Genomic DNA, 11,295 nt, shown 5'->3' on the forward strand with positions numbered 1-11,295 from the left:
TGGAGATTCCAGTGCAACTGACCATGGAGATTCCAGTGCAACTGACCACCCAATTCCGGTACAAGCTGACCATCGGTTCCGGCGCAAATTGACCAGGGCATTCCGGGGTAAACTGACCACCTGTAGCGCGTAGCAAATGCTGTAGAAGCAACCATCTTTTGGAGGTACATATATACCTTCTAAAGCATGGCCAACTCGATAATCAGCATGAGTAAGATAAGAAAGATACTAAGAATGTACAGCCAGGAGCGCAGCATAATGTCTATCGCTGCCCAGACCGATGCATCCAGGAATACAGTAAAAAGGTATCTCAATACCTTTAAAGCAAGCGGACTCACTTATGAAGAGGTAAACGCTTTGAACGATAAGGAGCTGGAAGATTTCTTTGGCAAGAGCAAGGAACACGCCCCTTCAGACCGCATGCAATCCATGTTACGGTGTTTCCCTCACGTAGATAAGGAACTTAAGAAAACAGGCATGAACCGGCACATGCTATGGGAAGCTTACCGTAAAGAGTTCACGGACGGCTATCAGTACAGCCAGTTTTGCTTTTACTATAACCAATGGAAAGCCAGGGTCAACCCGACCATGCACATGGATCATAAGGTTGGTGATAAGCTTTACGTTGACTTTGCAGGTGAAAAGCTGCACATTACCGATAAGGAGACCGGGGAGATCATTCCGGTAGAAGTGTTTGTAGCCATACTTGGTGCCAGTCAGCTTACTTATGTAGAGGCTGTTATGAGCCAACAGAAGGAAGACTTTATTGCTGCCTGTGAAAACACTTTACACTTTATCGGTGGCGTACCTGATGCCATTGTGCCCGATAACCTGAAGGCGGCAGTAACTAAAAGCAGCCGTTATGAGCCCACCCTGAATGAGACATTTGAGGACTTTGCAGACCACTACGGGACTACTATTCTGCCCGCAAGGGCTTACCGGCCCCGTGATAAAGCGTTGGTTGAAGGGGCTGTAAAGATCATGTACACCAAGATCTATGCGCCTCTAAACAAGCATATCTATCATTCCTTAACCGAACTCAATACCGTTATATGGGAAGCCCTGGAGGTTCACAATAACCAGTTGCTCAAAGGCCGTAACTATAGCAGGAGATTACAATTTGAGGAAATGGAGCGTCATATCCTTACGCCTTTACCTGTCTTGCGTTACCAGTTTAAAAAGCACTTCTATGCTAAAGTAATGAAGAACGGGCATGTTAACCTTGGCGCGGATAAGCATTATTACAGTGTGCCCTACAGGTATATCGGTAAGCGGGTGAAGCTTTTATACTCCCGTTCCATTGTCGAGATCTTTTCTAACTATGAGCGTATCGCTTTGCATAAGCGGGCTAAAAACCCTTATGGCTATACGACAGAGAACGACCACATGGCTACCACTCACCGCTTTGTAGCTGACTGGACACCGGATAAGTTTCTGGATTGGGCAGCTACCATTCATGAAGATGTAAGGCTGTATATACACCGGATACTGGACAGGAAACAGCATCCCGAACAGGCTTATAAGTCCTGCCTCGGGGTACTCAACTTTGCCAAGAAAGCAGGGAACGAAAGGTTAACCGTGGCCTGTCAACGTGCGCTTAGTTATGGCATTCATAACTATAAAACCATACAGCAGATACTTGAAAACAAGATGGATAACTACGAGGAAAGCTTATTTGCTGATGAGCTGCCAATGCCCAAGCACGATAATATCAGAGGGAAAGATTACTATAAATAACAACTTAAAACAACAATACAATGAACACGAACACATTAGACAAATTACGGAAGCTGAAGTTCTTCGGCATGTTTCATGCTTTTAAAAGTAGCTTGGAAACGGGCAAAACGAATGATTATACAGCGGATGAACTGTTAGGTTACCTGGTGGATGCTGAATGGGACGACCGACAAAACAGACGTATAGAACGGCAAATCCTGTATGCCAAGTTTCGCTATAAAGCCTCTGTAGAGGACGTTCATTACCATGCCGACCGGAGTATAGACCGCAACCAGATCATGCGCCTTGCAGACTGTGCATTCATTGACCGCAATGAAAACATCTTGGTTACCGGCAGTACCGGTATCGGCAAAAGCTATGTGGCTTCTGCTATCGGCCACCAGGCCTGTATGCTGGGCTACAGAGTATTCTATGCTAGTACGCCTAAGTTATTCGCTAAACTGAAGATGGCTAAAGCAGACGGCTCGTATATCAAAGAACTTGCTAAACTCGAAAGAACACAACTGCTCATACTGGATGACTTCGGTATTCAGCCTTTTGATGCACAGAGCAGGGCTGCATTAATGGAGGTCATCGAGGATCGGCATGGTAAAACATCGCTGATTATAACCTCTCAGTTGCCGGTCAGTAAATGGTATGAGGTTATTGGTGAAAAAACAATAGCTGATGCTATCCTGGACAGAATCGTGCATGATGCGCACCGGATCGAATTGAAGGGAGAATCTATGAGGAAGAAACGGAATACCGGAGCAGAAACAACCTCTCAGGAATATTAACTACTTTTGTTAACGCTTTTATAGCATTTGCTGCATACTCCACGTCAGCGAAACCCCTGGTCAGTTTGGCCCGGAATTACATGGTCATCATCCCCGGAACGCACAGCCAATAACCGGTATCTCTATAAATTGTACAGTAATGTGGCCGAACTTAACTTTTCAGCCAAATGGATTTCCGGGGTTACCCTGGGACAGGAATTGGATGCCTTATCGCTAAAGCTGAAACAATACGGACATGACTACCGGTATGAAGGTGATACGACGCTCGAACCGGCGTTTAAAATAACCGGTGACCGGGAAAAACCGTTCTCCGCCCTTAAATCATTTTACATTAAGGATACGCTGGTATTTCATGGCGAAAAGCTGGGCACCATCGGCCAGCCTAAAAATGGACAGGCTAAGTTTACCGAACTTGATCAGCGGGCTGACCTTGAATTTTACCGTGCCTATATTCCGCTCCGGGACACTTACCTCGATCTTTCAGGTTCTGAAAATGAACATTTGGCGCGGTTCCCCGAATTGCGGGAATCCCTAAACAAGCTATACGACGAGTTTGTCGCCAAACACGGGCAGTTAAACAAAAACATCAACCGTAACCGGGTTTTTAACGACATCGCCTACGGCTTTAAAATTATCTCTTCACTGGAACTGCGCGAAGGCGAATCCTATGTCAAATCCGACATATTCCATGGGCCGCTTTTTGCACAAAAGTCCGCGATAAAAACAGACGACCCTACGGAAGCGCTGGCCATCAGCCTGAATGACCTCGGCAGGGTTGACCTGCCGCTGATCAGCCAAATAACAGGCCTTACTGAAGAGGAAGTGATAATCGGGCTCGACGGTCAGATACTTTTAAATCCGGGAACAATGAACTGGGAAACCACGGATAATTATTTGTCGGGAAATGTTGTAGCCAAGCTGAAGAAAACCGATGAACAGGCGCGCAAAGAGCCCGGCAACCTTCAGTTTGCCCGGAGCCTTGCCGCTATCAGTCGCGTGCAGCCTGCACACATCCCTTTTGAACAGCTGGATTTCAATTTGGGGGAACGCTGGGTACCAGTGGAGTATTACTCCAGGTTTGCCAGCGACCTGTTTAATTTGAATACCACGGTTAGCTACTATAGCTCACTGGATACTTATAAGGTAAGCTATGGAAAAAAAGGCAATACGATAACGGACTCCGAATTTGCAGTTAATCCGAAGGATAGCCATCGGGTGACTGGAAGAGGACTTTTGGAATACGCTTTGCTCAACACCACCCCACAGTTTACTTACGCGGTTGAGAAGGACGGTAAAACAGTCAAAGTGCCGGATACGGAAGCCATCCAAACCGCCTATCGTAAGATCGACACGATCCGAAGTCGATATCTCCTTTGGCTGTTGGAATTACCCAATGAGGATAAGCAGTTACTCGAAAAGCTGTACAATGACACTTACAATTGTTATGTGCTCCGGGAATATGACGGCAGCCACCTTAAATTCCCCGGACTTGACCGAAAGGCGCTAAAGATCACCGATCTGTACCCATCACAACGGAACGCCGCCTGGCGGGTGATACAGAACCGCGGCGCACTCATCGACCATGAAGTTGGCCTGGGCAAAACCCTGACCATGATTATCGCTGCGATGGAAATGAAACGCCTGGGTATCGTCCATAAACCCATGATCATCGCTTTAAAAGCCAATATTCAGCAAATCACCGATACTTTCCGGTTGGCCTACCCAAATGCAAGATTGCTGGCACCCGGCCAAAATGATTTTGAGCCTGCTAAACGCAAACGCATCTTTCATGAGATCAAAAACAATAATTGGGATGCCATTATCCTTACGCATGACCAGTTCGGAAAAATCCCGCAATCCCCGGAAATTCAACGGCAGATTTTTGAAATAGAATTGGATAACACGGAACTCGACTTGCTGGCCGTGAAGAAATCCGGTGATGACATCACCCGTGAAATGCTAAAAGGGCTTGAAATACGCAAAGAGAACCTGCAAGCCAAACTCCATGGCGTGATACAGGCCATCGAAAACCGCAAGGATACCGGCGTCAACTTTCAGGAAATGAATGTTGACCACTTATTTATTGATGAGTCCCACAAGTTTAAGAACCTGACTTTTACCACCAGGCATAACCGGGTTGCCGGCTTAGGCAACATCAACGGTAGCCAAAAAGCGCTGAACATGCTTTTTGCTATCCGCTCCCTGCAGGACAGGTTCGGCAGCGACCTGAATGCCACCTTTCTTTCCGGTACGCCCATCAGCAACAGCCTGACGGAAATGTACCTCATCTTTAAATACCTCCGGCCAAACGAACTGGAAAGGCAGCGCATTTCCAACTTTGATTCCTGGGCAGCAGTTTATGCCCGGAAGTCGGTGGACTTTGAGTTTTCGGTCACCAACGAGATCCGTGCCAAAGAACGCTTCCGGCACTTTATCAAAGTACCCGAACTGGCCCTTTTCTATAACCAGATCACGGATTATAAAACCGCCAAGCACATCAACCTGGACAAGCCCCAAATTGATGAGGTATTGGTTAACATCAAACCTACGCCTGATCAGCAGGATTTTACCAAACGGCTGATGCAATTTGCCAAATCCGGCAATGCCACCCTGATCGGCAGAAGGCCCCTAAGTGCCGATGAGGACAAAGGCCGGATGCTGATCGCAACCAACTACGCCAAAAAAATGGCGGTGGATATGCGTATGATCAATCCGGTTAAATATGGCGACCATCCGGGCAATAAGGTCAGCGTAGCCGCCAGGAACATTGCCGCGATCTACGAGGAAAGCAAAGAGCATAAAGGCACCCAGATCGTTTTCAGCGATATCGGCACCCCAAAGCCCGATGAGTTTAACGTGTACGATGCCCTCCGGGATAAGTTGGTTGACGACTTTAACATTCCGGCTGCCCAGATCACCTACATACACCAGTGGGCCACCGATAAACAGCGCAAGGAACTATTCCGGAAAATGAATGCCGGGGAGATCCGCATTTTGATCGGCAGTACGGAAAAGGCCGGTACCGGCCTGAATGTGCAGGAACGCATAGTGGCTATGCACCACCTGGATATTCCGTGGAAACCCTCCGAACTGGAACAGCGAAACGGCCGTGGCGCACGCCAGGGCAACTGGCTGGCTAAAATGCACTTTGGCAACAAGGTCCGCAATTTTATTTATGCTGTGGAACAATCATTGGATAACTACAAGTTCAATTTGCTTAAAAACAAACAGGTATTCATCAGCCAGATGAAAACCAACGAACTGGCTAAACGCACGCTTGATGAAGGGGCTATCGATGAAGAAAGCGGTATGAACTTTTCTGAGTATATCGCTATCCTTTCCGGCGATACTTCCTTGCTGGAAAAAACCCGCCTCGAAAAAAAAGTGGCTGAACTGGAAAGCTACCGCTCGGCCCACTTTAAGGAAGTCGCCCGCAGCCGTTACCTGCTGGAAGACTTGCATAAAAAACGCACAGACACCAACCACACATTGCACCTGGTCAAAGAGGACGAAGCCAATTACCGGAAAGTGCTGAAACACGATACCGATGGAAGTAAATTAAATCCCATCAGGTTATCTAACTTACAGGAAGCAGATGCGGCGATCGTCGGTAAAAAGCTGATCGACCTGTATACCAACTGGTCGCCCTCGGATTTCAACAAACCGGAACTTCATCTCGGGGAACTTTATGGATTTGACCTGTATATCAGGCGGAAGGTATCAGCTTCGGAAGCGGTTTTTAGTAACCGTGTGGAGTTTGTTACCTCCCTTTATGCCGAAAGTCGCAAAACAGGGATCAAATACCTGCAAAACGGCGGCGCGCCCAACGTCGACAATCCCAAGATCGCAGCCCGCTATTTTTTAGATGCCATTCACCGGGTGGTAGGAATGGCCGAGCGTTATGAGAAAGACCTCGTGGATCTGGAGAAACAGATTCCTGAAATTCTGGAACTCACCCAGCGCCCGTTTGACCAGGAGCAGGACCTGCTCCGGATGAAAGCCCAGCTGGAAAAGCTGGAAGCCGAGATCAGCCAGCGCATCGCCCAAAAAGAAAGGGAATCGGCCGGTGCGGAAATTTTTGCCGAGGACCAGGAAAAAACAGCGGATATTTCCGTCTCTACGGAACTTACCCGCTGATTATCAAGCTTTAGAAGTATCTCTCAGGAAAACTTAAGCGCAAAAATTCAGACACAACAATTCAATTACTTAATGATCCTTTTTGAACATCTCAGGTGCCCGTTACACCGTTATACTTTTTCGGTAAAACCGGCAAGGGATTGGGTAGAGCAACGGTGCGAAGGGCGGGTCCTTAATCTTTTTGCAGGCCCAACCTTACTTGCGGTCAATGAAGTCCGAAATGACCTTGACCCATTGATGCCGGCCGATTACCACCTCGATGCGGTTACCTTCCTTAGAAAATGGGATGGCCCGCCTTTTCAAACGATTATACTCGATCCGCCCTACGCTCTCCGGAACAGCATGGAATTATACAACGGGATGATTTGCAGTCCTTTTCGGCAACTGAAAGATGAAATCCCCCGGTGCCTTTCGCCTGGTGGAAGTGTAATTACTTTTGGTTATCACTCTATTGTTATGGGGACAAGCCGACGATTCAACTTGGAACGGCTTGCCCTATTTAGTCACGGTGGCGCTATTCATGACACCATTGCCACCGTCGAACGCTACCAGCCCTGATTCCACTTGGCCGGGGCGGCACTCTTGCCGCAATCATATTTAAAAAACTCAGTTTATGGAAGAAACACGGGAGCAGCAAAAACTCCATGGGTTTTTGCAATGCGCGATCTATGTATCTGTTTTATTAGAAGCCTCCATATTTGTTTACTTGAATGCCCCTTTCTGGGGCATTTTCATTAACCCGCTCGCCAGGCTCGCGGGTATTTTTATTTATCAGAAACTGGTCTACTCCAAACTCACCACGTTTGGCCTGATTTGCCTCGTCTCCATCGGTACGCTGGCAAAAAAGGAAACGGAACTTGACCCCAAAAAGCATATTGTTTATCCGCTTTGCGCAGGGTTGCTGCTGTTCTTTGGCAGTATCATTTTTCAGGGCCGCGCCTCACCGCCAGCCTTTGCTTACACCTCCTGGTATAACCTTGCCTATTTATCCTGCTCCCTGATCGGTGCACTCATGGTCAGCCTTTCGATGGACAATATCTCCAAGATCATCAAGTCCGGCCTTGGCAAGGATAAATGGAATACAGAAGCGGAGAGTTTCATGCAGCCGGTAAAACGGATTGATACGCGTTACTCGGTTAACATCCCCATGCTGTTTTACCACCGCAAAAAAGTGCATAGCGGCTGGATCAATATCTGCAATGTTTTCAGAGGGACGATGGTTATCGGTACCCCTGGCAGTGGAAAAAGCTTTAGCATTGTCAACCCCTTTATCCGGCAGCTGATCGCCAAAGAGTTTGCGGTCTGCCTCTATGATTTCAAGTTTCCAGACCTCGGCCAGATCGCTTATTACCATTACCTGCTGGCGAAACAACAGGGCAAATTAAAAGGATTCGCTTTTCATGTCATTAACCTGAATGACATCGAAAAAAGCCAGCGAATTAATCCCTGGCGGGCGGATTATATTCGTTCGCTGGCCGATGCGGCTGAAACTGCCGAGGGGTTGGTAGAGGCACTGAAGAAAGGTGACCGCTCAGGTGGCAGCGATCAATTTTTTACACAATCAGCCATCAACTTCCTCGCATCCTGTATCTATTTCATGAGCAAATACCAGGGTGGTAAATTTTCCAGTTTTCCGCACGTGCTTGCTTTGCTCAACAGGTCTTACGAAGAGATTTTTGATACGCTAACGTCCGAGCCGGAGCTCAAAGCCCTCTTGTCGCCATTCATGACCGCCTACCATGCGAAGGCTTTTTCTCAACTGGAGGGGCAGGTCGGTACGCTCAAAATCTATATCAGCAGGCTGGCAACAAAGGAAACCTTTTGGGTTTTCAGCGGAGATGACTTCAACCTCAAAATTTCCGATAAAAGCCAGCCAGGAGTCCTTGTACTGGCGAACGATCCGAATACGCAAAATATCAATTCGGCCTGTTACTCCATCGTTATCAACCGCCTGACCAAACTCATCAATACCAAGGGTAATTTTCCTTCGGCCCTGATCGTCGATGAGGTGCCAACCTTATTCGTTCACCGGGTGGAAAACCTGATCGCCACCGCACGAAGTAATAAAGTGGCGGTGCTGATGGGGCTGCAGGAACTGCCCCAGTTCAATCAGCAATATGGTAAAGATACGGCAGCCACCATCACCGCCGTAGTGGGTAATGTGCTCTCCGGCTCGGTTCGCAACAAGGAAACACTGGACTGGCTGGAACGGCTTTTCGGCAAATCCAAACAGCTTGGGGAAGGCCTGTCTATTGATCGCAACAAAACATCCACCTCGCTCAACGAAAAACTGGAAGCGCTTATCCCCGCAGGGAAAATAGCCTCCCTCAATTCCGGGGAAATGGTCGGCGTGATCGCAGCGGAAGCACAGGAAAAGTACTCCGGGCAGTTTGAAACCTCTGCCGTGAATTGCCGCATTAATCTCGATATGGACCAGATTGCTAAAGAGGAAAAAGCATTTAAACCGCTGCCTGCTTACTATGATTTTGGCGGTAAGCGGGATGAACAGCTCTCTCAAAACTATTTCAGAATCAGCCAGGAGATCGAGCAAATGGTAATGCAGTTCAAACCACCCGAGCCACCGGCAGCTAAAACTAAATGATAACCAATAACAATTGCTAACAAATGACTTAAAAACATGAAAAATGAAACGATAACCGGCTCGCTCGTGCTCGTGCATCCGGAGGTGAAAAACGACCCGATAGGCAAGCAGGGACAGGTTGGTGTGCTAACCTACCCAAGGGATGCCAGCGAAAACTATGTCAGCTTCCCCAAAGGTGGTGAATCTGTTTACCAGGCCAAAGACTTGATGTTGCTTAAGCCTAAAGAGGAGATCCTGAAAGAACTGATGCAAAATGGTTCAAAACTGCCTTTAAATGATTTCAAGGCATTGTACAAGATCATGATAAGGCAGGACATGGGTACAAATTCAGACCTGACTAATGCGCTTGAAATAGCAAGGGATCATCCCGGCATCTGGGATAAAACTCTTGAAGCGGTTAATCGGTCCGAAAAAATAGAACTGGAAAATACCCTTTCCAGATGAAATGGCTGGTCGGCCTCTGCCTGATCTGCCTCCCCCTACAACACTTTAAAATCAATTCTTACTACGGTTACCGCATGCACCCGATCTCGGGGAAATATGCCATGCACTATGGTATCGACCTGAAAGCCCGTGACGATACCGTTTACGCCATTATGGATGGCCGCGTATCAGTGGAAAGCTTCGACAAGGTACTGGGCATCAACCTGCACATAAGCCATGGCCAGTTGGAATCCATCTACGGCCACCTAAGCCAACTATTAGTTGGCGAACAGGATTCCGTCTTTGCTGGCCAGCCCATAGCGATTACCGGTGCCACAGGCCGGGTGACCGGGGAGCATCTGCATTTCAGCCTGCGCTACGAGAAGCGATTTATCAACCCACTTAATTTTTTTTATGAACTACTAAATAATCAACAACATGAACGAAAATTTCAAACGACTGCCGGTACAGCTATCAGAAAAGCTGGCCGCTGAACTTAAAGCCGGAACTTCCCTGTTTCAAAAGCCGGTAAAAGACAATGGCATGCCCGCCTTTGTAACACCAATCAACCCCATCACCGGTAAGGGTTACAGTGCCATGAACCAGATCATCCTGGCCATGAAGGGGCATGACGACCCGCGCTGGATGTCGGCAGATGCCGCCAGCTTTAACGGTTACCTCGTTAAAAAGGGCTCAACCGGAACGCTAATCGAGTTCCCGAAAACCAACGATATCCAGGCGATCCGTACGCCGGATGGCGAAAAGGTAAAAGTGGATGGCGTAACCCAAACCAAAACTGTTGAGTTTGAAAAGCCGCAGCAAGGCAAGGCCTTCCTGTTTAACGGCTCTCAGATCAATGACCTGCCGCCATTGGAAGAATTTCTGAAAAAACAAGAGCAGGGCCAAACGCTGACACCGATTCAAAAAGCTGAAAAAATAATAGAAGACAGCAAGGCCGTGATCATCCACGGCGGTAACGAAGCTTATTACGATAAGCAGCGTGATGCCATCTTTTTGCCGGAAAAAGAGGCGTTTGAAAGTGAGGTAAAATACTACCAGGCGGCCATTCACCAGCTTGCACATTGGACGGGGCACGAAAGCCGTCAGAACCGCACGATGGAAGGTAAATTTGGTTCTTTGGAATACTCCCGCGAAGAAATGCGGGCGGCGGTAGCTTCCATGCTTATCGGAGGTGAAATTAAACTTGGTCACCAGTTCGGCCCTCATGCTGCCTACTCCAGCAACTTTCAGAAAATACTTCGCGATGAACCGTTTGAGATCACCAAGGTTGCCCGGGATGCCCAAAAGATCGCATCCAAATTATTGGGTACTGAACAAAAAAGGGAGCAAAAAGTGGGACCTGAGAAAAGCCTTACTTTCCAAATGGGCGACCAGATCGCCTACATGGATACCAGTTACAAGGTGCTTGAGGTTTACAAAAACAAGAGCATCAAGGTAGAAGACCTTGCCGGCGCGAGAAAAACCGTCAAAACATCGGATAACTTATATAACAACCTGCTTGAGGCACGCAATCATCCAAAGATCGGCGAAGAACAAGGCCAGGGCCGCGAAAAGGATGTAGTGGCCGAGGAACAGAATGCTTATCAAATGGAAAGGTAA

The 11,295-nt window shown here is 47.8% G+C and carries 8 protein-coding genes; all 8 read left to right on the forward strand.

Going from position 1 to position 11,295, the window contains the following annotated elements; genetic code table 11:
- Positions 1-207: 207 nt before the first annotated feature.
- The 8 genes from istA (at position 208) to AC1DYB_RS04045 (ending at position 11,295) form a co-directional block, all read left to right on the forward strand.
- Complete coding sequence (gene istA / locus AC1DYB_RS04010; RefSeq protein WP_477432643.1) at positions 208-1,737, forward strand: IS21 family transposase; 1,530 nt, start codon at positions 208-210, stop codon at positions 1,735-1,737.
- 20 nt (positions 1,738-1,757) lie between these two features.
- Complete coding sequence (gene istB, locus AC1DYB_RS04015; RefSeq protein ID WP_477432645.1) at positions 1,758-2,513, forward strand: IS21-like element helper ATPase IstB; 756 nt, start codon at positions 1,758-1,760, stop codon at positions 2,511-2,513.
- Between the two features lie 27 nt (positions 2,514-2,540).
- Complete coding sequence (locus AC1DYB_RS04020) at positions 2,541-6,650, forward strand: helicase-related protein (protein ID WP_477432647.1); 4,110 nt, start codon at positions 2,541-2,543, stop codon at positions 6,648-6,650.
- A gap of 72 nt (positions 6,651-6,722) precedes the next feature.
- A complete protein-coding gene (locus tag AC1DYB_RS04025) occupies positions 6,723-7,208 on the forward strand; it encodes a hypothetical protein (RefSeq protein ID WP_477432649.1) in 486 nt (161 codons plus the stop codon).
- A gap of 55 nt (positions 7,209-7,263) precedes the next feature.
- Positions 7,264-9,252, forward strand: a complete 1,989-nt coding sequence (locus AC1DYB_RS04030) for a type IV secretion system DNA-binding domain-containing protein (protein WP_477432651.1) — start codon at positions 7,264-7,266, stop codon at positions 9,250-9,252.
- Between the two features lie 36 nt (positions 9,253-9,288).
- Positions 9,289-9,696: a hypothetical protein gene (locus AC1DYB_RS04035; protein ID WP_477432653.1), complete on the forward strand. Its 408-nt coding sequence runs from the start codon at positions 9,289-9,291 to the stop codon at positions 9,694-9,696.
- On the forward strand, positions 9,693-10,169 hold the full coding sequence (locus AC1DYB_RS04040) for a M23 family metallopeptidase (protein ID WP_477432655.1): 477 nt from the start codon (positions 9,693-9,695) through the stop codon (positions 10,167-10,169). Before AC1DYB_RS04035 ends, AC1DYB_RS04040 begins: the two co-directional genes overlap by 4 nt.
- Positions 10,114-11,295: a zincin-like metallopeptidase domain-containing protein gene (locus AC1DYB_RS04045; protein ID WP_477432657.1), complete on the forward strand. Its 1,182-nt coding sequence runs from the start codon at positions 10,114-10,116 to the stop codon at positions 11,293-11,295. The genes AC1DYB_RS04040 and AC1DYB_RS04045 overlap by 56 nt, the downstream gene beginning before the upstream one ends.

This window comes from Mucilaginibacter sp. P2_A4 (genome assembly GCF_056405015.1).